20 protein-coding genes and 2 pseudogenes are annotated in these 22,574 nt (G+C 68.1%); 12 read left to right on the forward strand and 10 right to left on the reverse strand.

Annotated features, from left to right (window positions below):
* Positions 1-292: pseudogene (locus tag U5A56_RS03300) on the forward strand (porin); the annotation flags it as partial.
* A 94-nt stretch (positions 293-386) separates the two neighbouring features.
* Here U5A56_RS03300 and U5A56_RS03305 read toward each other — a convergent pair.
* The 3 genes from U5A56_RS03305 to U5A56_RS03315 form a co-directional block, all read right to left on the reverse strand.
* Positions 387-929, reverse strand: a complete 543-nt coding sequence (locus tag U5A56_RS03305; protein WP_321920915.1) for a cysteine hydrolase family protein — start codon at positions 927-929, stop codon at positions 387-389.
* Positions 930-1,171: 242 nt separating this feature from the next.
* Positions 1,172-2,491 (reverse strand): MFS transporter, encoded by a 1,320-nt coding sequence (locus U5A56_RS03310; RefSeq protein WP_044843292.1) that lies wholly within the window; start codon positions 2,489-2,491, stop codon positions 1,172-1,174.
* A gap of 43 nt (positions 2,492-2,534) precedes the next feature.
* Positions 2,535-3,719, reverse strand: a complete 1,185-nt coding sequence (locus U5A56_RS03315; RefSeq protein ID WP_321809453.1) for a M20 aminoacylase family protein — start codon at positions 3,717-3,719, stop codon at positions 2,535-2,537.
* Positions 3,720-3,917: 198 nt separating this feature from the next.
* On the opposite strand from U5A56_RS03315, the gene U5A56_RS03320 reads away from it, so the two are divergent.
* Both U5A56_RS03320 and U5A56_RS03325 read left to right on the forward strand, forming a co-directional pair.
* Positions 3,918-4,820, forward strand: coding sequence for a LysR substrate-binding domain-containing protein (locus U5A56_RS03320; protein WP_044843294.1), 903 nt, complete (start codon positions 3,918-3,920; stop codon positions 4,818-4,820).
* Positions 4,821-4,983: 163 nt separating this feature from the next.
* Positions 4,984-5,304, forward strand: coding sequence for a pyrimidine/purine nucleoside phosphorylase (locus U5A56_RS03325; protein WP_006478890.1), 321 nt, complete (start codon positions 4,984-4,986; stop codon positions 5,302-5,304).
* A gap of 113 nt (positions 5,305-5,417) precedes the next feature.
* Here U5A56_RS03325 and U5A56_RS03330 read toward each other — a convergent pair whose 3' ends face one another.
* The 4 genes from U5A56_RS03330 to U5A56_RS03345 all read right to left on the reverse strand — a co-directional run bounded on the left by U5A56_RS03330 (position 5,418) and on the right by U5A56_RS03345 (position 9,765).
* A complete protein-coding gene (locus tag U5A56_RS03330; RefSeq protein WP_185643516.1) occupies positions 5,418-5,750 on the reverse strand; it encodes a hypothetical protein in 333 nt (110 codons plus the stop codon).
* A gap of 491 nt (positions 5,751-6,241) precedes the next feature.
* Positions 6,242-8,029, reverse strand: coding sequence for a chloride channel protein (locus U5A56_RS03335; RefSeq protein WP_321920916.1), 1,788 nt, complete (start codon positions 8,027-8,029; stop codon positions 6,242-6,244).
* 30 nt (positions 8,030-8,059) lie between these two features.
* Complete coding sequence (locus U5A56_RS03340; protein ID WP_124484609.1) at positions 8,060-8,473, reverse strand: MarR family winged helix-turn-helix transcriptional regulator; 414 nt, start codon at positions 8,471-8,473, stop codon at positions 8,060-8,062.
* 116 nt (positions 8,474-8,589) lie between these two features.
* Entirely contained in the window at positions 8,590-9,765 is a 1,176-nt protein-coding gene (locus U5A56_RS03345; RefSeq protein WP_321920917.1) for an HPP family protein, read from the reverse strand.
* Between the two features lie 366 nt (positions 9,766-10,131).
* On the opposite strand from U5A56_RS03345, the gene U5A56_RS03350 reads away from it, so the two are divergent.
* Positions 10,132-11,100, forward strand: coding sequence for a LysR family transcriptional regulator (locus U5A56_RS03350; protein WP_044843298.1), 969 nt, complete (start codon positions 10,132-10,134; stop codon positions 11,098-11,100).
* 75 nt (positions 11,101-11,175) lie between these two features.
* On the opposite strand, the pseudogene U5A56_RS37115 reads toward U5A56_RS03350, so the two are convergent.
* Positions 11,176-11,283: pseudogene (locus U5A56_RS37115) on the reverse strand (NAD(P)-dependent oxidoreductase); the annotation flags it as partial.
* A gap of 209 nt (positions 11,284-11,492) precedes the next feature.
* On the opposite strand from U5A56_RS37115, the gene U5A56_RS03365 reads away from it, so the two are divergent.
* From U5A56_RS03365 to U5A56_RS03375, 3 genes are all read left to right on the forward strand, one after another.
* Entirely contained in the window at positions 11,493-12,401 is a 909-nt protein-coding gene (locus U5A56_RS03365) for a LysR substrate-binding domain-containing protein (RefSeq protein WP_044843301.1), read from the forward strand.
* 594 nt (positions 12,402-12,995) lie between these two features.
* On the forward strand, positions 12,996-13,766 hold the full coding sequence (locus U5A56_RS03370; RefSeq protein ID WP_044843303.1) for a hypothetical protein: 771 nt from the start codon (positions 12,996-12,998) through the stop codon (positions 13,764-13,766).
* A 20-nt stretch (positions 13,767-13,786) separates the two neighbouring features.
* Complete coding sequence (locus U5A56_RS03375; protein ID WP_321920919.1) at positions 13,787-14,920, forward strand: LysM peptidoglycan-binding domain-containing protein; 1,134 nt, start codon at positions 13,787-13,789, stop codon at positions 14,918-14,920.
* Between the two features lie 107 nt (positions 14,921-15,027).
* On the opposite strand, the gene U5A56_RS03380 is transcribed toward U5A56_RS03375, so the two are convergent.
* Together U5A56_RS03380 and U5A56_RS03385 are read right to left on the reverse strand one after the other, a co-directional pair.
* The gene (locus tag U5A56_RS03380; RefSeq protein ID WP_321795945.1) at positions 15,028-16,116 is read right to left on the reverse strand and encodes an ionic transporter y4hA; all 1,089 of its coding nucleotides are present in this window, start codon (positions 16,114-16,116) and stop codon (positions 15,028-15,030) included.
* A gap of 39 nt (positions 16,117-16,155) precedes the next feature.
* Entirely contained in the window at positions 16,156-16,494 is a 339-nt protein-coding gene (locus U5A56_RS03385) for a hypothetical protein (protein ID WP_321920920.1), read from the reverse strand.
* A gap of 163 nt (positions 16,495-16,657) precedes the next feature.
* Between U5A56_RS03385 and U5A56_RS03390 the strand changes: the two genes are divergently transcribed.
* The 5 genes from U5A56_RS03390 to U5A56_RS03410 all read left to right on the forward strand — a co-directional run bounded on the left by U5A56_RS03390 (position 16,658) and on the right by U5A56_RS03410 (position 22,533).
* Complete coding sequence (locus tag U5A56_RS03390; protein ID WP_321920921.1) at positions 16,658-18,211, forward strand: 3-hydroxyacyl-CoA dehydrogenase; 1,554 nt, start codon at positions 16,658-16,660, stop codon at positions 18,209-18,211.
* A 59-nt stretch (positions 18,212-18,270) separates the two neighbouring features.
* Positions 18,271-19,593 carry a phenylacetate--CoA ligase PaaK gene (gene paaK / locus U5A56_RS03395; protein ID WP_321920922.1) on the forward strand — a complete coding sequence of 441 codons (1,323 nt, stop codon included), beginning with the start codon at positions 18,271-18,273 and terminating at the stop codon, positions 19,591-19,593.
* Between the two features lie 41 nt (positions 19,594-19,634).
* On the forward strand, positions 19,635-20,435 hold the full coding sequence (locus tag U5A56_RS03400; RefSeq protein WP_321920923.1) for an enoyl-CoA hydratase-related protein: 801 nt from the start codon (positions 19,635-19,637) through the stop codon (positions 20,433-20,435).
* A 120-nt stretch (positions 20,436-20,555) separates the two neighbouring features.
* Positions 20,556-21,230, forward strand: coding sequence for a MarC family protein (locus U5A56_RS03405; RefSeq protein ID WP_044843309.1), 675 nt, complete (start codon positions 20,556-20,558; stop codon positions 21,228-21,230).
* A 322-nt stretch (positions 21,231-21,552) separates the two neighbouring features.
* The gene (locus U5A56_RS03410; protein WP_044843310.1) at positions 21,553-22,533 is read left to right on the forward strand and encodes an aldo/keto reductase; all 981 of its coding nucleotides are present in this window, start codon (positions 21,553-21,555) and stop codon (positions 22,531-22,533) included.
* Positions 22,534-22,574 lie beyond the last annotated feature (41 nt).

Below are 22,574 nucleotides of genomic sequence, written 5' to 3' on the forward strand. Positions count from 1 at the left end.
TACGGCCAATCCGCAGTGGGCGGTGACGGGCGGCGGGTATTACGTGAAAGTCGGCGACGGCGGCGGCGACGCGTCGCACGATCCGTCGGGCCACGCGATCATGTACGTGCTCGGCACGACGTACAACCTGTCGAAGCGCACGTTCCTGTACGGGACGGTCGCGTACGTGCGCAACGGCGGGAATTCGAACTTCTCGCTGCTCGCGTCGCCGCGCGACGCGACGTCGGGCACGAGCCCGATGACGGGCGAGTCGCAGACGGGCGCGTATGTGGGGATGATGCATACGTTCTGAGCGGGGCGGCGCGCACGCAAGGCACGGGTGAGGGTGGCCCGTGCCTTGTTGCGTTTACGGGGGCCGGCGTGCGGCGTGCCGTATGCGTTGCCGGTCAGAACCCGCACGCCTCGGTCGTCGTCAACGTCGCGAACGGCCCGCCGAGCGTCGCATTGTGATGCGCGACGATCCGCTCGGCCGGCAACGCGGGCGTATCCATGCAGGTATGCGCATCGGCGACGAGCACGGCGCGAAAGCCGAGATCGGCGGCCGCGCGGCACGCCGTGTCGATGCAGTACTGCGTCTTCATCCCCGCAATCACGATCTCGCCGATCCCGGCCGCGTGCAGCCACTCGGCAAGCCGCGTGCCCGCGAAACAACTCGGCCGGGTCTTGTCGAACACGATGTCGCGTGCCGTATCGATCGCGAGCGCCGGCAGCAATGCGGCGTGCGGTGCATCGGGCGCGATCGGCGAACCCGCCGGGCCGGTGTGGCGCACGGCGAATACGGGCGTGCCGGCTTCATGTGCGCGGCGAATCAGCCGGTTGACGTTGGCCAGCACGCGTTCGCCGTCATGCGGACGATCGGGGCCATGGAACAACCCGACTTGCATGTCGACGACGAGCAGCGCACGTTTCGGGGAAGGGGCTTCGGACATCGCGTTTCTCCTGAGTGGCCGATACGGACGGAGAAACGACGAGACCCCGTCCGGAACCGGCGGGGCCTGTGGAAATCGGTGAAGGGCGCTACGACCTTGCGCGCACTCGCCGCACGGGCCCGCCGAAGGCGGTCGTGCGCGTAGTCGTCGAAAGGGTGATCGTGGCGTCGTGCATGGAGCGATCATGCACGATGCGCGTTCGCTGCGTCAATGACGTGTCGCACGTCCCACGCCGCCACCGCTCAATCGAGCGCCTTCCCGGCCTTCTCGTCCATGCAACGAATCGCGAGCAGCGTGAGCACGCCGCAGCCGATCGCATACCACGCGGGCGCATTCGGATTGCCGGTCGCCGCGATCAGCCACGTGACGAAGAACTGCGCGAAGCCGCCGAAGATCGCGACGCCCACGCTGTACACGAGCGCGCCGCCGGTCGCCCGCACCGCCCGCGGGAACAGCTCGCCGAGCATCGCACCCGTCGCGCCGATGTTGATCGCGTGCACGATCGACAGCGCGGCGATGATCGACAGCAGCGACGCGGCGCCCGGCCAGCGGTTCAGCGCGATGAACGCGGGATAGATCGCGGCCATCAGCACGATGCGCGTCCACCAGACGATCCGGTTGCGGCCGAACACGTCGGACAGGTGCCCGCCGATCGGCGTCACGAGCATCAGGATCGCGCCGGCGACGCAGCCGGCCGTCATCGACAGCCAGGTCGGCAGGTGCAGCACCTGCACGCCGTAGATCGCCATGTAGAACACGATGATGTAGTGGATCGACGTGCCGCCGATCGTCACGCCGAGGCCCGCGAACACGGCCTTGCCGTGATGGCGCAGCACGTCGGCGAGTGGCAGCGACGCGACCGGTTCGTCGTGCGCGGCGGCCGGCGTGGCGGCCGGCACTTCCTCGACGGTGCGGCGCAGCCAGTAGCCGAGCGGCACGAACAGCGTGCCGATGATGAACGGCACGCGCCAGCCCCAGCTCTCGAGCTGCGCGGCGTTGAGCGTCGACGTCAGCGCGACGCCCGTGAGCGCCCCGGCGAGCGCCGCGAGCCCCTGGCTCGAGAACTGGAACGACGCGTAGAAGCCGCGGCGATGCTGCGGCGCCTGTTCGAGCAGCAGCGTCGTCGACGCGCCGACTTCGCCGCCCGAGGCGAACCCCTGCAGCAGGCGTGCAAGCACGAGCAGCAGCGGCGCGGCTAGGCCGATCTGTGCGAAGGTCGGCGCGATCGCGATCGTCGCGGTGCCGAGCGCCATCAGCAACAGCGTCAGGATCATCGCCTTCTTGCGGCCGGCGCGGTCGGCGTACATGCCGATCACGAGGCCGCCGAGCGGGCGTGTGACGAAGCCGACGCCGAAGCTCGCGACCGCGAGCATCAATTGCCCGAACGACGAATGCACCGGGAAGAACAGCTTGCCGATCAGGATCGCGAAGAAGCTGTAGACCGTGAAGTCGTAGAACTCGAGCGCGTTGCCGACCGCGGCGGCCGCGATCAGGCGGCGTTTCTTCGCGGCGGCGCGGGCATCGGCCGGCGAGCCGGCGAACGGAAGGGCGGACGTTTCCATGAGGTTCCCCTGCTAAGGCGCGGAACTGCGTGATGAAGGGCCGTCAGGCCGCGAGCCAGGCTTCGGCGACGCGGACCCAGTAACTCGCGCCGATCGCGAGGATGTCGTCGTTGAAGTCGTAGCCGGGGTTGTGCACCATGCAGCCGCCCTTGCTGCCGATGCCGTTGCCGATGAACGCATAGCAGCCGGGGCGTGCTTCGAGCATGTAGGCGAAGTCCTCGCTGCCCATCAGCGGCGCGGCCTCGGTTTCCACGCGATCGGCGCCGAGCATCTGGCGGGCGATGTCGGCCGCGAATGCGGTCGGTTCGGGATGGTTCACGAGGACCGGATAGCCGTAGTCGTAGTCGACTTCCGCCGTGATGCCGAAGCTTTCCGCCTGGCCCTTCGCGAGCGCGTCGATCCGGCGTGCGAGCAGCGCGCGCACGTCGGCGTCCAGCGCGCGCACCGACAGCTTCATCACGACGGTTTCCGGAATGATGTTGAAGGTCTCGCCGGCCTGCACGCTGCCGACGGTGATCACGGCCGCATGCTGCGCATCGACCTCGCGCGCGACGATCGTCTGCAGCGCGACCATGATGCTGCCCGCGGCCGACATCGGGTCGCGCGCGAAGTGCGGCATCGCGCCGTGTCCGCCGACGCCGCGCAGCGTGATCGTCACGCGGTCGGCCGACGCCATCGCGGCACCGGCGCGGAACGCCATGTCGCCGGCGGCGCGGCCCGGCATGTTGTGGATCGCGAAGATCGCGTCGCACGGAAAGCGCTCGAACAGGCCGTCGTCCATCATCGATTTCGCGCCGCCGAAGTTTTCCTCGGCCGGCTGGAAGATCAGGTTCAGCGTGCCGGAGAACTGGCGCGTGGCGGCGAGGTGGCGCGCCGCGCACAGCAGCATCGCGGTGTGGCCGTCGTGACCGCATGCATGCATCTTGTTTGCGTGGCGGCTCGCGTACGGCAGGCCGGTGGCTTCGGCGAGCGGCAGCGCGTCCATGTCGGCGCGCAGGCCGACGGTGCGCGTGCCTTGTCCTTCGCGCAGCACGCCGACGACGCCCGTCTTGCCGATGCCGCGATGCACTTCATAGCCCCACCCCGTGAGCAACTCGGCGACGAGATCGCTGGTCAGCGTTTCCTCGAACGCGAGCTCCGGATGCGCGTGGATGCGGCGGCGCACGTCGATCAGGTCGGGGGCGATCGCGGCGATGCCGGGGATGACGGGGTTCACGGCTTGCAGCATGGTGTCTCCTGTGGAGCAGGTGAGGCAGGTGGGGCCGGTGGGCGTTTGACGCACATATGACGGCCAAGCATATAAATTTCTGTCGGGTACCAGAAGCTGCTAAATTGCTTTGGTGCTCACCACCGGTTGCCGCTCGGGAATACCCTGATCCGCTGCGCGTGGCCGGGCGTCGGGTTTCCACGAATCACGCATGCCGCCATGAAATACCATCAGCTGAAAGCGTTCGTCACCGTCGCGGACGAAGGGAGCATCCGCGCGGCTGCGCGGCGCCTGAACGTGTCGCCGGCGGCGCTGACGAAGGCGGTCAAGGAGCTGGAGATCGCGCTCGGCGTGTCGCTCGTCGTGCGCACCGCGCGCGGCGTGCAACTCACCGCGTTCGGCCAGCAGCTGCAGGTGCGCGCGCGGCTGATCGTCGCCGAGATGCAGCGGGCGCGCGACGACATCGAGCAGGCGCAGGGCGCGATGACGGGCTCGGTCGCGGCGGCGATCACGCCGGCCGCGGCGGTGACGATCCTGCCCGACGCGTTTCGCGCGTTCCGGCGGCGCTTTCCGGTCGCGCGCGTCAATCTGATCGAAGGGTTTCCCGGCGTCGCGCTGCCGCGGCTGCACGACGGCTCGCTCGATTTCGCGGTCGCCGTCGTCGTGCCCGAACTGCTGGCGGCCGAGTTCGACCACGCGGAACTCTATGCGAGCCGATCGCTGATCGTCGCGCGCAAGGGGCATCCGCTCGCATCGGCCACGTCGCTGGCCGATCTCGTCGAGGCCGACTGGCTGATGAATCCGTCGCCGGAAAGCTCGACCCAGGTGCTGTTCAACTCGTTCGTCGCGTACGGGCTGCCGGTGCCGCAGCGGGTCGTCGAATGCCCGAGCTTCGGGCTCGCGCACAGCCTGATGACGGGCTGCGACCTGATCGCGTCGATGCCCGAACAGCTGCTGCAGGGCGAGTGGGCGCGCGACCAGCTCGCGGTGCTGCCGATCCGCGAGCGGCTGCCCGGCGTGTCCGTGCAGGTCGTCACGCGTCGCGACAGCCCGCTCACGCCGGCCGCGTCGATGCTGCTCGACTGCCTGCGCGATTCCGCGCGGCGCAAGGGGCTCCGATGAGTCGGGCAATGCATCGCGTAGTGATCCTGAACATCTGCCGCGCACCGCGGACCATTCCCGCTCGCGGCGCGCTCGCCGCGAGCCGGTATCATAGCGGCCGGCCCGCCGTTCCGGCCGGCTTCCGACAACACGCCATCCGGCATCCAGCAATCAGAGGCATCACATGACCAGTGCAACCCAATTCGACAACGTATCGGTCGTCAAGCGCGCGAACGTCTATTTCGACGGCAAGTGCGTGTCGCATACCGTGCTCTTCCCGGACGGCACGCGCAAGACGCTCGGCGTGATCCTGCCGTGCGCGCTCAACTTCGGCACGGACGCGCCCGAATTGATGGAAGTGCAGGCCGGCAAGTGCCGCGTGAAGCTCGACGGCAGCAGCGAATGGCAAACCTACGGCGCCGGCGAGTCGTTCTCGGTGCCGGGCAAGAGCCGCTTCGACATCGAAGTGCTCGAGACGCTCGACTACGTCTGCAGCTACCTGTAAGCGCATGAGCACCGGCCGCGGCATGCGCGCGCGGCCGATGCGCCCAAACAAAAAGCCCCGCTCGAAGCGGGGCTTGTCGCATGCGGACGGCGCAACGCTGTCCGGCGCGGAGCTTACAGGCAGGCGTTGATGTCGCCCGCGGAAGCGGCGTCGCCACGCATGCCGACCCACGTCTTCGCGCCCGGCTTCGACGCCGGACGAACCATCGCGGCCGCGCCGTTCGGCGGTTGCTGGCCCGGTACGTAGACATCGGTCGCGAGGCCGTTGGCGAGCACGTTCTGCGTGACCACCTGTTGCTGCGACTTGTCGGCCCAGGTCTTTGCGATGCACGCCGACACGTCCTCCGCGGACTTCTGGCTTTGCCCCACGTTCTGCATGGCCGGATCGGCTGCGTGTGCGGAAATTGCCACGGTCAATGCGATGAGCGGTAAGTATTTCACGTTCACGTTTTATCTCCCTCGAGTCGTGATTGATTGAGCGGGATGCGCAGCAGAACTTGAACTGCGTTCTTGTGAGATTGCATCGGACAAATGCGGTTCCGGCGATTCCGAAACAAGTTGTTAACACGCTTGCCAAACGACAATCCGGATGCTGTCCGTTCTGTTGCGATGCGGCATGGGTCGCGCACGGCCCGCGTGGAGGCGGGGACGCGGCGACGACGTCATGCGTCGTGAGGTCGGCTCGCTGCCCTGTGGTGTGGCGGATTGACGGCCGCGGCGTGCTGCATGTATCTGCATGTCGCGCCGCGACGCTTCTTTATTGGATGACGAAGTGGAATGGCTGAAAGGGTGGCCCCGTCGCATGAGCACCATGATGACAAACTTTCGTCCGATGAATTGTCAACCAAGTTTAAACGCCGACCCGGCGGAATGCGAACCGGCGCGCAGGGTGCGCGCCGATCCGGAACGGCGGGGGACGGTGAAGCGCGCGGTACGTATCAGCTGGCCTTGCGCGCACCGGCGTCGCGCAGGTTGACCGGTACGACCGGGCGGAAGCGTTCGCGCTTGTGTTCGTCGTCGAAGTGCTGGAGCGCGGGCTTGATGAGGTCGCTGCGCGACACGATGCCGATGATGCGCAGCGATTGCGGATCGTCGACGACCGGCAGGCGTTCGAGGCCGAGCATCGCGAGCCGCGACGCGACCACGCGGCACGTTTCGTGCGCGTGCGCGACGGGCGGCGCACGATCGATGAATGCGTTCGCGAGCGCCGCGCCGGGACCGGCTTGCGCACGCTGCGCGTCGAGCGTCGCGCGATCGACGAGACCGAGCAGGCGGCCGTTCTGCACGACGGGGTACGCACGGTGCGTCTGCTTCGCGCCGAAGTACTGCGACTCGACGGCGTCGAGCGTCGTGGCGCCGTCGATCGAGACGAGATCGTCGGCCGGCGTCATCACCTCGGCCACGTCATGGCGTTCGAGCGGATCGACGCCGTATTCCCGGTAGATGTGGTAACCGCGGCGCGCGATCTTTTCCGTCATGATCGAACGCTTCATCACGACGGTCGCGAAGCCGTGCGCGACGAGCGTCGCCGCGAGCAGCGGCAGCAGCGCGTTCGCGTCGTGCGTGAGGCCGAACGCGAACACGATCGCGGTCAGCGGCGCACCGAGCGTGGCGCCGAGCGTCGCGGCCATGCAGACGAGCGGCCACAGCGCCGGATCGCCGCCGGGCAGCACCGGCGACAGCACGGTGCCGAGGCCCGCGCCGAGCATCAGCAGCGGGGCGAGTACACCGCCGGACGTGCCGGAGCCGAGCGCGATCACCCACATCACGGCCTTCACGGTCAGCAGTGCGAGCGCGATCTTCAGCGCGATGTGCTGGTGCAGCAGGTCGCCGATCACGTCGTAGCCGACGCCGAGCGCGCGCGGCTCGAGCCAGCCGCCGATGCCGATCACGATCGCGCCGAGCGCCGGCCACCACATCCAGTGCACCGGCAGCTTCGCGAAGGTGTCCTCGACGCGGTACAGCGCGGCCGACAGGCCGCACGCGAGCGCGCCCGACAGCAGGCCCGCGACGATGCACGACAGCAGCGCGACGGGCGTCGGCGGCGCCGTGGTCAGCGCAAACAGCGGGTCGACTCCGAAGAACACGGCGCGGGCGAAACCGGCGACCGCGCAGGCGAGCGCGACCGGCAGGAAACTGCGCGGACGCCATTCGAACAGCAGCAGTTCGACCGCGAGCAGCACGGCGGCGACCGGCGTGCCGAACACGGCGGTCATGCCGGCGGCCGCGCCCGCGACGAGCAGCGTCTTGCGCTCGGCGGCGGTCACGTGCACGCATTGCGCGATCAGCGAGCCGAGCGCGCCGCCCGTCATGATGATCGGGCCTTCGGCGCCGAACGGGCCGCCGCTGCCGATCACGACACCCGACGACAGCGGCTTGAGGATCGCGACCTTCGGCGACATGCGGCTCTTGCCGAACAGGATCGCCTCGATCGCTTCGGGAATGCCGTGGCCGCGGATCTTCTCCGAACCGAAGCGCGCCATCAGCCCGACGATCAACCCGCCGATCACCGGCACGACGATCACCCATGCGCCGAGCGTGTGGTGCGCGGGCGAACGGTCGGCGAACGAAAACTGCTGGAAGAAGAACAGGTTCGTGAACAGGTGGATCAGGCTCGACAGCACGAACGCCGCCAGCGTGCCGAGCAAGCCGATCCCGGCAGCGAGCAACGCGATCCTGGGCAGGCGTTCGTTGGTCGAGAAGTCGCGTTTGTGCGGTGCGTTCATCGGCGTGAGGATAGGTCGGTAAAGCCAGGGTCAGTTATTGATCTGCGGAACCTGGAACGTGCCCTTGAGCGATTTCAGTTCCGCGCGATGCATGGCCGCGAGGTGGGCGAGCAGCGTCTCGCCGGCTTCCTCGAGGTGGACCTCGACCTGCCGGCGGTCCGCTTCGCTCGTCTTGCGCTTCACGAGCCCGAGCGCCTCGCAGCGCGTCACCAGCGCAACGACGCCGTGATGCTGCGCCTGCAGGCGTTCCGCGAGTTCGCCGATGGTGGCCCATTCGCGGTGCGGATAGCCCTTGATGTGCAGCAGCAGCAGGTACTGCAGCGGCGTCACGCCTTCGCTTTGCGCGGCGCGTTCGGAGAAGCGCTCGAAACGGCGCATCTGGTAGCGGAACTCGGACAGTTGCTGGAAATCGCTTTTGGTCAGCGCGCGTCGGGTATCGGTCATTGCGGTCGGTCGGGCAGCAGTTTCGGTAACGTGAAATATATCACAATATGATATAAATGGCCGAATTTCAGCGAAATAGATACATTACGCTGTCGTCGGCCCGTTGAGCGTCCGCGTTACGCGGCCTCGAGCATCTGCGTCTGGCGGTACAGGCCGGTGACGAGATCCGTCTGCGTGATGATGCCGACGAGCCGGCGCGATGCGTCGACGACCGGGATGTGGTGATGGCCCGAATGCGTAAACAGCGGCACCAGCGCGGTGATCGGCATGGTCTGCGGCACGGATGCGACGTCGCGGGTCATCACGGTCGCGACGCTGGGCGGCCGGCCGCCGAACGATTGCGGCAGCCGCGCGGCCAGCCGCCGCCACAGCGGGACCGGGCGGCGCAACGGGCGCGTGAGGTCGGCGCGCGTGACGATGCCGACCAGGCGATCGCTGCCGTCCACGACGGGCAGCGCCTTCACGCGATGGCGGTCGAGCAGCGTCAGCGCGGCCGTGACCGACGTCGACGGCGCGACTTCGATCGCGTTCTTCGTCATCAGGTCGGCGCACGTGAGCCGGCCGAACGTGCGCGCATAGGCTTGCATCTCGGTTTCGCGCAGCAGCATTTCGAGGTCGTCCGGGTCGACGTCGAGCCATTCGCCGCGGCGCTTCAGCACGGCGTCGAGATCGGCGCGCGTGAAGCCGCCGCGTGCCGGCGCGGCGCTGCCGCCTTGCGGCTTCGCATCGTGGCGCACGCCGCCGTGCGGATAGCGGTGGCCGGTCAGCGCGTGGTACACGAGCGCGGCCGACAGCAGGATCGCCGATTGCAGCGCGATCGGCTCGACCACGAAGCGCAAGCCGAGCGCGTGGATCGCCGGGCCGCCGAGCACGGCCGTCAGCGCGACCGCGCCCGACGGCGGGTGCACGCAGCGCAGCGCGAACATGCCGCCGATCGCGAGGGCGACCGCGACCGCGGCGGCCGTGATCGGATCGGCGATCCACTGCGCGCAGGCGACGCCGACGGTCGCCGCCACCAGATTGCCGCCGATGATCGACCAGGGCTGCGCGAGCGGACTCGCGGGCACCGCGAACAGCAGCACGGCCGACGCGCCCATCGGCGCGACGAGCAGCGGCACGAGGCCCGGCATGCCGGGCAGCAGCCGCATCGTCACGCCGACCGTCGCGATCCCGACGAGCGCGCCCGCGCACGAGCGCATGCGCTCGCGCCAGCCGAGCGTCATCGGATGGGGAATGAAGCTGTGCAGCCATTGGCGGAAGGTGCGGCGCGACGGGGAGGAGCCTGACGACATGGACGATTGAGCGGTAAACATGACGATGCGCATGACGCAGCGCGAGGACGTCGAGAATTATATCGCGTCGTGATATAAATTGTCGCGCTGCATCAACGCGTTGCCTGCGCGCGCCGCATCCGTCTTGCAGGAACCTTTCATCGGATGAAAGCCTGGCGGCCCTGCGATCGCGCAAATTTGTCTGCAGCGGCGTACAATTCGGGCCACCGAATTCCCCGATACGCCACAACCACGCACGCGATGCCCGCTCTCCCGCCCGTTCCCCGGCATGGTGATCGCTTGCGCGTGGTTCGCGCGCACGCGCCGATTCCCGTCTGACGCGAGCGCCGCCGACGTTTCCCCACCGACACTTCCCAAGCCAATTCAATGGACATGCTCGAAAACATGCGCCTGTTCGTGCGCGTTGTCGAAGCCGGCAGTTTCACCGCGGTCGCCAAAGAAATCGATGCGACCACCGCGCAGGTGTCGCGCGCGGTGTCGAACCTCGAAGCCCACGTACAGACGCGCCTGCTGCATCGCACGACGCGCCATCTCGGCCTCACCGAAAGCGGCGAGCGCTACTTCGAGCGTGCGAAATCGATCCTCGCCGAATTCGACTACGCGAACGCCGAGGCCCGCAACGCGCTGCTGCGGCCGAGCGGCAAGATGCGGATCCATGCGATGACGGGGCTCGGGCAGAGTCATGTCGTGTCGTCGATCGTGCGCTACCAGGAAGACAACCCGGACGTGTCGGTCGAGCTGACGCTCGCGCAACGGATGCCGAATCTCGTCGAGGAAGGCTACGACGTGTCGATCGTGACCGCGTCGCAGCTGCCCGATTCCGGCTACGTCGCGCAGACCTGCGGCACCAGTTGCAGCGTGCTGGTCGCATCGCGCGAATATCTCGCGCGGCACGGCACGCCGAAGACGCCCGACGACCTGCCGAACCACGTGTGCCTGCGCCTCGATACGCCGGCATCGCCGGCCAGCGAGTGGCGGCTCGAGCGCGACGACGGCGAGGAGACCGTCTACGAACTGCAGCCGGCACCGTTCCAGGTCAACGTGCCGGATGCGCTGTGCGTCGCGGTGCGGGCGGGGCGCGGCATCGCGTGCGTCGCGCTGTATACGGTGCTCGACGACCTCCGCGCGGGGCGCCTGATCCGCGTGCTGCCCGAGTATCGGTTGCAGACCGTCAGCGTGTACGCGGTCTATGCGACGCGGCGCTATCTCGATGCGAAGATCCGCACCTTCCTCGACCATCTGCGCACGACGCTCACGCCCGCGCTGGAGAACGACCTGCGCGAACTCGACCGGCTTGCAGTCGAGCCGATGCCGGGCAGCCGCCAGCGCGCCTGATGCCGCCGGTCGCACGCCCGGCGGCGCCCGGTATCAAGCGTCCGGCGTGACGCGAATCCGTTCGAAGCGGCCGGCGAGCCACGCGTAGGCGATCGTGCCGTCCGCGAGTGCGCGCACGAGCGCGGCTTCGTCGACGAGCTTGCCGCGCGCGACGTTGATCAGGAATCCTTTGCTGTGGAGCGCGGGCGAGCGCGTCGGGCTGGTCAGTCGCATACAGCCGATGCACCGCGTAGCGGGCGCACAGTTCGGCGTCGATGGTGTCGGGAAGCGGCTGGGTGAGCAGGAGGTCGATGGCGTGCGCGGCGCGGGCCGCGCATCAGGTGCAACCGAGTATAGGAATCGAATCGATATCGGTCTAACATCAAGACGCTATCAATTGATTCAAGATTTGAATGATTGAACTGAACCAGCTTCGCTGCTTCGTCGCCGTGGCCGAGGAACTGCATTTCGGGCGCGCGGCCAGGCGGCTCTTCATGACGCAGCCGCCGCTCAGCCGGCAGATCCAGTTGCTCGAGCACGCGCTCGGCATCGCGCTGCTCGAACGCAGCAGCCGGCAGGTCAGGCTGACCGCGGCCGGCGAGCGCTTCTTGCGCGACGCACGGCACATCCTCGAGTTTTCCGCGCGGGCCGAACAGGCCGCGCAGCGCGTCGCGCATGGCGGGGCCGGCCGCATCACGCTCGGCTTCACGGCCGTCAGCGCGTACCGGATGATTCCGGCGCTGCTCGCGCATGCGGCGCACGCGCTGCCCGACGTCGACGTCGAACTGCGTGAAATGGTGTCGACGGTGCAGATCGACGCGCTGGCGTCGCGCATGCTCGATGCGGGCTTCGTGCGCCAGCGCGCGGCGCGCCATCCGCTCGAATACCGGCTCGTGCAACGCGAGCCGATGCTCGTCGCGGTCGCGCAGGGCGCGCCGCTGGCCGCGTACGAGCGGATCGGCCCGGACCAGCTCGACCGCCAGCCGTTCATCGCGTATTCGCCGAACGAAGGCAAGTACTTCCACGACATGATCTCGGGGATGTTCGCCGGCGCCGGGCGCTTGCCGAACTACCTGCATTACGTCGGGCAGACGCATACGATCCTCGGCCTGGTGCGTGCCGGGCTGGGTGCGGCGCTGGTACCGGCGTCGGCGCGCGAGCTGCATGTGGACGGCGTGGTGTTCCGGCCGCTTGCGGACGTCGACGTCGCGGCGGAGCTGTATCTCGCGTGGCGAGCGGACAACGACAATCCGGCGCTGCCGGTGTTCAACGCGATGGTCGAGCAGTTTCTGACGGAAGGGACGGACGGCGGCGTCGTTTAGAGGCAGTCGGACCGAGCGCGGCGAATCGCTGCGTCGGCAACATCCTTACCGTTCCGAAAGCTGACGCGTCGTGCACGCTTGCGCTCGCGAAAGGCAACGCACCGCGCCGATCGCTTGACGCTGCATGCCGGTCGGCGCAGGATACGTGCGTGCATTTGGAGCGGGGCGCGCTGGCCGCGCGTTCCCGCATCAGCGACGCGCACAAGAACAACGATGAGCCTTCACGCACTCGTACCGGAATCCCGGCGCCGCAGCCACCGGCCCGCCGGAACCACGATCCTCCCGACGCCCGTCGCGTCACGTATCCGTCATCCCGTTTCGTACCGTGCGTCGGTACACTTTCCCGTCCGCGCGCTGGCCGCGCCGATGAACGGTGCCGATCGGCGCCGCCGTGTCGCGCGCCAGCCCGCCGCACCTGAATATCGTATCGTGCATGACGCCTGCGCCGGTGTCTCGTGACGCCGCCGCCACGCGTCCACGCATTGTGGCGCCGACCGCCCCGCGCGCACGGCGCCACTGGAGTCCGAAGCATTTCGATTGAGCATGACGTAGCACACGCACGCAGTTCAGTTCGAGGTTCAAGGAGAGAAACTCATGTCGCAGCTTTCGAATGAAGCAAACGGCAGTTCGGGGAGTGGCAAGGCAAGGCTGATCAAATGGGCGATCATCGTCGCCGGCGTCGCGATCGCGGCACCGGCCGCGCTGTTCATCCTGAAGGGAGTGATCGCGCTGGTCACCGCGGCCGTGATCGGCCTCGGGGCGATCTATTTCGCGCCGGTCGTCGCGATGAAGTTCGCGAACCAGAAGGTGAAGATGATCGTCGAGGAAGCACAGGCGAATCCGATCGAGACGCTGATCAACCAGCTCGCGGAAAAGCGCCACGCGGCGCAGAAATTCGCGGACAGCATCACCGCGTTCCGCACCGAAGTGAAGAACTTCGAGGACAAGACCGAGCTGTTCGAGAAGCAGTATCCGGACGACGCACCACGCTTTCGCGCGCAGCTCGACACGATGAAGCAGCTGCTCGCGTTCCGCGAAGGCCGCTACAAGCAGGTGCAGGTCGAGCTGAAGAATTTCGCATCGGCGATCGACCGCGCGAAGGCGATGTGGGACATGTCGCAGGCGGCGCAGCACATGAACAAGCTCGCGGGCCGGCAGACGGCCGATACGTTCGAGCAGATCAAGACCGACGTGGCCGTCGATTCGGTGATGCGCTCGGTGAACAAGGCGTTCTCCGAAATGGAGACGTCGCTGCTGGACAACCCCGAGGTCAAGCAGGCGCAACAGCAGGCGGTGATGAACGGCACCCCCGTGCCCGGCCCCGATGCGGCACGGGCCGCCGCATTGCCGTCGAAACAACAATAACTTTCCGCAGGCACGCAACCATGAAAAAACTTCTCGGTGCAGTCGTGTTCCTGGTGGTGCTCGTCGGCGTATGGATCGTCCACCAGGGCGGCCTGTCGACACTGATTCCCGCGCACGACGCGGCGCCTGGCGCGACCTCCGCGCAGTCGGCCGGCGCAGGCCAGCCCGCGCCGCCGTCGGGGTCGGGCAACGTGCTGCCGGCCGGCTTCACGCCGCAGGCCGACACGCTGAAATCGATCGCGGAAAACGGCATCGTGCGGGTCTCGGTGCAGAACCCGAGCGAGCCGTTCTTCGGCGAGGACAAGGGCGCGCCGCACGGCTTCAACGTCGAATTCGCTCGGCTGCTGTTCGCCGATCCGTCGTTCTCGCGCGGCGGCAAGCCGATCGTCGTCGATACGCGTCACGAAGTCGACACGTATCCGGGCGTGCCGAAGCAACTGCTCGACACCGATGCGAAGGGCAATCATGTCGTCGACGTCGCGATGGACGGGCTGACGTTCCCGGACAACACGCCGGCGGGCGTCATCTACTCGGTGCCGTACGTCGACGATTTCGGCTATTCGCTGATCGTGCGGCAGGGCTCCGCGATCCGCTCGGCGGACGATCTGGCCGGCAAGACGGTCGGCATCCTGAAGGGCGACCCGGACGTGCGTGCGTTCGTCACGCGCCAGTATCCGAACGTCCGTTTCGTCGAGATCGACGATTCCGATCCGGCATTCATCGCGAAGAGCCTCGACGGCCGTGCTGTCGACGCGTTCGTCTACGACTATCCGTTCGCGGTCAGCTCGATCAAGGGGACCGACCTGAAGTTCGCGGTGACCAAGCTCGACGGCTCGAACATCGCGTACAAGATCGGCGTGCGCGCCGACGACCAGGACCTGCTGATCTACCTGAACGCCGCGATCGCGAAGCTCAAGCAGTCGCCGCAGTATCTGGACCTGCTGCGCAAGTACTTCGTCAGCGACCAGACGATGACGACCGCGGCCGCGTCCGGCGAGCATACGTACGTGGTGAAGGCCGGCGACACGCTGAACCTGATCGCGGCGAGCAAGCTCGGCAGCGGCCAGCGCTATCGCGAGATCCAGCGCCGCAACAACCTCGCGAACCCGAACCTGATCCTGGCCGGCCAGCATCTGGTGATTCCGGTCCGGTAGCGGCGGTGTGAAGCGAAGAAGGTGAAGCGAAGAAGGTGAAGCGAAGAAGGTGGAGCGGCGCGCCGGCCCCGGCGGAGAGGATCCGCCGGGGCCCGCGCCGCTTTACATCAGTGCGTGACCGACAGGAACAGGTACGCCGCGAACAGCGACAGATGCACGACGCCGTGCAGCACCGTCGTGCGTCCCTGGCTGAGCGTCAGCGTGCTGACGAGCAGCGTCAGCGACAGCAGCACGGTTTCCATTGCGCCGATGCCGAGCGTGAGCGGCTGGCCGACCCAGATGAACACGGCCGCGACGGTCGGGATCGTGAGCCCGATGCTCGCGAGCGCCGAACCGAGCGCGAGGTTCATGCTGGTCTGCAGGCGATTCGCCCGCGCGGCGGTGACGGCCGCGAGCCCTTCGGGCAGCAGCACCAGCGCGGCGATCACGATGCCGACCGCCGCTTCCGGCGCGCCGAGCTTCATCACCGCATGCTCGACGGCCGGCGACAGCAGCTTCGCGAGCAGCACGACCGCGACCAGGCTCACGAACAGCAGCACGAGGCTGATCAGCGCGGTGCGGCCGCTCGGCGGTGCCGCATGCACTGATTCGTTCGCGCTGTCGTGCTCGGTGAGGAAGTAGTCGCGGTGGCGCACGGTCTGCACGAATACGAATGCGCCGTACAGCACGAGCGACGACACGCCGGCGAACGCAAGCTGCGATTTCGAAAAGAACGGGCCCGGCGCGGCGTTCAGGTAGTTCGGCATCACGAGCGACAGCACCGACAGCGACGCGAGCACCGCGAGCGCCTTGCTCGCGCCGCGCCCCTGGAAATCCTGCTCGCCATGCTTCCACGCACCGACCAGCAGGCAGAGGCCGACGATGCCGTTGCAGATGATCATCACCGCGGCGAACACGGTATCGCGCGCGAGGCCCGATTTCTCGGGGCCGGCGCCGAGCATCACCGACACGATCAGCGCGACCTCGATGACGGTCACGGCGACCGCCAGCACGAGCGTGCCGAACGGCTCGCCGACGCGGTGCGCGACGACTTCGGCATGGTGGACGGCGGCGAACACGGCGCCGGCGAGGGCGGCGGCGAACACGGCGATGACGAGGCCTTCGGCCGGCACGACGCGCGACAGCGCGAGTACCAGCCAGGCGGCAAGCGGGGCCACGAGGGTCCAGCGCGGGAGCTGGTTGGACGAGAGCGGCATGGACGGTTTCCTATGCGAGTGGCGGCGCGCGACGCGCCGTCACGGGTTGACGAAGCCCGGCCGGATGATCCGCCGAACGTGGACGATGATGCTGATGGGCGGCAGCGCGGAGCCGTGCTGCCCTGGATTCGCCGCCGTGAAGCGGCGAGGGGCGCGGGCGGGCCGAAGCCCGTCGCTGGATGAAACGGTTCGATGCGACCGGGTGCCGAGGGCGGGGCGCGGGTACGTCACGACAGCGGGTGGCGCGATTCCGACCCCGAAAGGACGGCAGGCGGTGGACGGCAGCGGCGTGACACGCGGTTTCCCCCTGAAATCCGGCGATTTGTCGAATTTTATCAGGCGTTCGGGGGACACTATCTCATAATCGAACACTTTCATTGACCTTTCGGTTTCAAAAAAGTGCCCCGATCGTTCGATTTTTTGTTCTTGCGCTTTTCGTAACGGTCTCTTGCACGACAAATTCGGGCTCGCCCTGACATAAATCTACCGACCGGTCGGTTTATAATCGCTCGCACTTCCACTTCATGACGGATCGCAAGCGATGGCTGTTTCTTCTGCACATTCGGTGAATTCGGGCGCGCTGGCGCCGTCGGCGGTCGTCGGCGTGATCGGCGCGGGCGCGATGGGCGCGGGCATCGCGCAGGTGGCCGCGGCGGCCGGTCATGCGGTGCTGCTGTACGACCTGAACGAAGCCGCATGCGACAAGGCGCTGGCCGGCATCCGCGCGCAGTTCGCGCGGCTCGCGGAAAAGGGCCGGATGGAACCGGCCCAGGCCGACGCGGCCGGCAGCCGGATTCGCGCGGTGCGCGCGCTGGCCGACTTCGCGGGCGCCGCGCTGATCGTCGAGGCGGCGGCCGAGCGGCTCGACGTGAAGCGCGAGATCTTCGCGACGCTCGAACGCCATGTCGACGACAGCTGCGTGCTGGCGACCAACACGTCGTCGATCTCGATCACGTCGATCGCGGCCGGGCTGCGCGCGCCGCAGCGCGTGGCCGGCCTGCATTTCTTCAATCCGGCGCCGCTGATGGCGCTCGTCGAGGTGGTCAGCGGGCTCGCGACCGCGCCGGACGTCGCGCAGGCCCTCTACGACACGGCCGCCGCGTGGGGCAAGCGGCCGGTGCTGGCGAAGTCGACGCCCGGCTTCATCGTGAACCGCGTCGCGCGGCCGTATTACGCGGAGGCGCTGCGCGTGCTGAACGAGCAGGGCGGCACGCCGGCCTCGATCGACGCGGTGATGCGCGACGCCGGCGGCTTCCGGATGGGGCCGTTCGAGCTGATGGACCTGATCGGCCACGACGTGAACTTCGCGGTGACCGAGTCGGTGTTCCGCGCGTACTTCAACGATCCGCGCTACACGCCGTCGCTGATCCAGCAGGAACTCGTGAACGCGGGCTTCCTCGGGCGCAAGTCGGGGCGCGGCTTCTATTCGTATGCGGATGGCGCGACGCCGCCCGCGCCCGCGTTCGAACCGCCGTGCGATGCGCCGGCCGACGTCGCGCTGTTCGCGCAGGACGGCCCGGCCGCGGCGCTGCATGCCCGCGTTGTCGAACGCATCGCGCTCGCGCGGCAGAACGGCGCGCATGCCGACGAACTGCTCGCCGTGGCCGGCCGCGCGTCGATCGCGCTGACCGACGGCCGCACCGCGACCGTGCGCGCCGCGCAAACCGGTGTGGGCGACCTCGTGCTCGTCGATCTCGCGCGCGATTACGCGCAGGCCGGGCTCGTCGCGCTGACGCGCGCGCTGCAGTGCAGCGACGCGGCCTATGCGGATGCGGTCGGGCTGTTCCAGCAAGCGGGTTTTCGCGTCGTCGGCATCGCCGACGTGCCGGGCATGGTCGCGATGCGCACCGTCGCGATGCTCGCGAACGAGGCGGCCGACACGGTGAACCAGGGCGTGTGCTCGCCCGCCGATCTCGATCTCGCGATGGAGAAGGGCGTGAACTACCCGTGCGGCCCGCTCGCGTGGGCCGATGCGATCGGCATCGGCCGCGTGTTTCGCGTGCTGTCGAACCTGGCGGCGAGCTACGGCGAGGACCGCTATCGCGTGTCGCCGCGCATCGCCGCGCTGCACGCGGCCGGCCGCACGTTCCGCTAGCCGCCGGCCCCGTCACCCCGATCACGATAACGACATCACTCCACTGGAGGAGCACCCCGATGACTCACCCGACGCACCCCGCCGCCGCCCTCGAGCCGATCGAGACCGCCAGCCGCGACGAACTGCAGGCGCTGCAGCTCGAGCGCCTCAAGTGGTCGCTGCGCCACGCGTACGACAACGTCCCGCACTATCGCCGCACGTTCGACGCGGCGGGCGTGCATCCGGACGACCTGAAGACGCTCGCCGATCTCGCGAAATTCCCGTTCTCGACCAAGAACGATTTGCGCGACAACTATCCGTTCGGCCTCTTCGCGGTGCCGCGCGAGCAGGTCGTGCGCGTGCATGCGTCGAGCGGCACCACGGGCAAGCCGACCGTGGTCGGCTACACCGCGCGCGACATCGACACGTGGGCGAACGTGACCGCGCGCTCGATCCGCGCGGCCGGCGGCCGCCCGGGCGACACGCTGCACAACGCATTCGGCTACGGGCTCTTCACGGGCGGCCTCGGGATTCACTACGGCGCGGAGCGGCTCGGCTGCATGGTCGTGCCGATGTCGGGCGGGCAGACTGAAAAGCAGGTGCAGCTGATCCGCGATTTCGAGCCGAAGATCATCCTCGTCACGCCGTCATACATGCTGAACCTGATCGACGAGATGGTGCGGCAAGGGATGGACCCGGCCGAGTCGTCGCTGAAGATCGGCATCTTCGGCGCGGAGCCGTGGACGCAGGCGCTGCGCGAGGAAGTGGAGACGCGCGTTGGCATCGACGCGCTCGACATCTACGGGCTGTCGGAAGTGATGGGCCCGGGCGTCGCGTGCGAATGCGTCGAGACGAAGGACGGCCCGGTGATCTGGGAAGACCATTTCTATCCGGAGATCATCGATCCCGTGACCGGCGAAGTGCTGCCGGACGGCAGCGAGGGCGAGCTCGTGTTAACGTCGCTGACGAAGGAGGCGATGCCGGTGATCCGCTATCGCACGCGCGACCTCACCGCGCTGCTGCTGCCGACCGCGCGCACGATGCGCCGGCTCGCGAAGATCACGGGCCGCTCCGACGACATGCTGATCGTGCGCGGCGTGAACGTGTTCCCGAGCCAGATCGAGGAAATCGTCGTCGCGCAGACGAAGCTGTCGGGGCAGTTCCAGATCACGCTTTCGCGCGACGGCCACATGGACCGGCTCGATCTCGCGGTCGAGCTGCGCTCCGAGGCCGTCGCGTGCGTGACCGATGCCGAGCGCGCGGCGATTGCGCGCGAGCTGCAGCACCGGATCAAGACGATGATCGGCGTGTCGGCCGGCGTGACGGTGCTCGCCGCGGGCGGCATTCCCGCGAGCGCGACCGGCAAGGCCCGGCGCGTGGTCGACCGCCGGCAGGCCGCCTGAGTTTCGCAGTTGCCTGTTTCTACCCCGAGGAAACCTGTTCGATGGATGGATTGAAAACCCTGGCCGTTGGCGTCGATGCGCGCGGCATCGCGACTGTCGCGCTGCAGCGCGGCGACGTGCTCAACGCGTTCGACGAGACGATGATCGCCGAGCTGACCGACGCGTTCACGACGCTCGGCCGGCGCGGCGACGTGCGCGCGATCGTGCTGCGCTCGGACGGTCGCGCGTTCTGCGCGGGCGCCGACCTGCAGTGGATGCAGCGCGCGAGCGCGAACGACGCGGCCGCGAACCTGCGCGACGCCGAGCGGTTCGCCGCGATGATGCGGGCGATCCGGCAGTGCCCGAAGCCGACGGTCGCGCGCGTGCAGGGCCACGCGTTCGGCGGCGGCGTCGGCCTGTGCGCGGCCTGCGACATCGTGATCGCGAGCGATCACGCGCGCTTTTCGGTCAGCGAGGCCCGTTTCGGGATCCTGCCGTCGGTGATCGGCCCGTATCTGGTCGAGGCGGTCGGCCAGCGCCAGGCGCGCCGGCTCGCGCTGACCGCGACGCAACTCGCGGCCGCCGAAGCCGTCGCGATCGGGCTGATCCACCAGGCCGTGCCGCTCGACGCGCTCGACGCCGCACTCGACAAGACGCTCGCCGAGCTGAGCCGCAACGGCCCGAACGCGCTGATGGAGATCAAGCGCTTTTTCGACGCGATCGGCGAGTACCCGCCGTCGGACGAACGCGCGGCGTTCACCGCGCAGACGATCTCCCGCGTGCGGGCGACGCCGGAAGCGAAGGAGGGCTTCGCCGCGTTCTTCGCGAAGCGGCCGCCGGCCTGGGAGCCGGGCGCCGAGTAAGGCGGCGGCGCGGCCCGCCGGGCCCGGGGCGCGATTTGCGTCTCGCGCGCGGGCGCTTGCTCTACAATGCGTGACCCCCGGCGCGCCGCCGGCCCAGCCCCGACCGCTTCTTCGCACCCGATGATCGTCAATCGCCTTATCTCCGAGATCCTGTTCGGCTTTACCGGCCTGATCGGCATCATCAATCCGATCGGCATCGCGTTCCTGTTTCTCGAACGCACCGAGGCGCTGACCGAGCACGAGCGCAACCTGCTCGCGAAGAAGGTGGCGTTCAACGCGTTCATCGTGTTGCTGGTCGCGTTCTTCGCCGGCACACCGGTGCTGCATTTCTTCGGGATCTCGATGGAAGCGCTGCGGATCGGCGGCGGCTTCGCGGTCGCCGTCGCGGGCTGGCAGATGCTGAACGAGCCGGACGGGCCGGCGGGCGGCGGCGATACGCCGATCAAGCCGATCGATGCGAACGCGATCATGACCCGCGCGTTCTTCCCGCTGACCGTGCCGCTGACCGTCGGCCCCGGCTCGATCGCCACCGCGATCGCGCTGAACGCGAACCGCACGCACAAGCTGTCGGAATTCATGCTGTCGAGCATCGTGTCGATCTCGGTGTCGGCGCTCGTCGCGGTCGTGATCTGGCTGACCTACAGCCGTGCCGCGCTGCTCTCCCGCTATCTCGGCACCGAAGGCACCAAGGTCGCGAAGCGCGTGTCGGCATTCCTGCTGCTGTGCATCGGCGTGCAGATCATGCTGACCGGCTTCTCCGAATTCCTGCAGCCGCTCGCCGACCAGATCAAGTAAGCCGTTCGTCGTTCGCGAGTAATCCGTTCGTTCGTCGACGCGGCAACCGGCGCGGCGCCACGCCGCGCATTCTGATCATGGATGCTGCGTGGCGCGTCGGTGTGCGCCGTCGAAGCCTTGCTCGAGTGGGATTGGGCTGCGGTTCCGGCGCGTCGGCGTTCCTGGGCGACCCGGCCGCAGCAGGCCGTCGCGTCGACTACGCGTTTGCGCGCTGCGCGATACCATGCGACGTCTGGCCGATGCAGCGCACGGCGTTCGTACCCGGTGCACCGAACCGGGCCGCGCATCCGGCCGCAACCCCACTTCAATGACGAGGCGAGCGATGGAGTACGTGAAATTCGGGTCGACCGGGATGGACGTGTCGAAGCTGGTGCTGGGCTGCATGACGTTCGGCGAGCCGTCGCGCGGCACCCACCCGTGGACGCTGCCGGAAGCGGAAAGCCGCCCGATCATCCAGCGCGCGATCGAGGCCGGCATCAATTTCTTCGATACCGCGAACATGTATTCGGACGGCACGTCCGAGGAGATCGTCGGCCGTGCGCTGCGCGACTTCGCGAAGCGCGACGACGTCGTGATCGCGACCAAGGTGTTCTACCGGATGCGCCCCGGGCCGAACGGCGCGGGATTGTCGCGCAAGGCGATCATGACGGACATCGACCAGAGCCTGAAGCGGCTCGGCACCGACTACGTCGACCTGTACCAGATCCACCGCTGGGACTACGGCACGCCGATCGAGGAGACGCTCGAGGCGCTGCACGACGTCGTGAAGGCCGGCAAGGCGCGCTACATCGGTGCGTCGTCGATGTTCGCGTGGCAGTTCGCGAAGGCGCTGTATACGTCGAAGCAGAACGGCTGGACCCGCTTCGTCAGCATGCAGAACCACCTGAACCTGCTGTATCGCGAGGAAGAACGGGAAATGCTGCCGCTGTGCGAGGCCGAAGGCATCGCGGTGATTCCGTGGAGCCCGCTCGCGCGCGGCCGGCTGACGCGCAACTGGGACGAGTCGTCCGGCCGGCAGCAGAGCGACGAGGTCGGTCAGCGGATGTACGACGCGACGGCCGGTGCCGATCGCGCGGTGGTCGAGGCCGTCGCGGCGATCGCCGCCGCGCGCAACGTGCCGCGTGCGCAGGTCGCGCTCGCGTGGGTCGCACACAAGCGCGGCGTCACCGCGCCGATCGTCGGCATCTCGAAGCCGCATCATCTGGACGATGCGCTCGGCGCGCTGCAGCTGAAGCTGACGGACGATGAAATCGCGACGCTCGAAGGCCCTTACGTGCCGCACGCGGTAGCCGGCTTCAACTGAGTTCGACCGCGCGAAAGCGGCGGGATGCCGCCGCCGCGCAC

This window comes from Burkholderia sp. BCC1998 (genome assembly GCF_905339875.1).
Classification (GTDB): domain Bacteria; phylum Pseudomonadota; class Gammaproteobacteria; order Burkholderiales; family Burkholderiaceae; genus Burkholderia.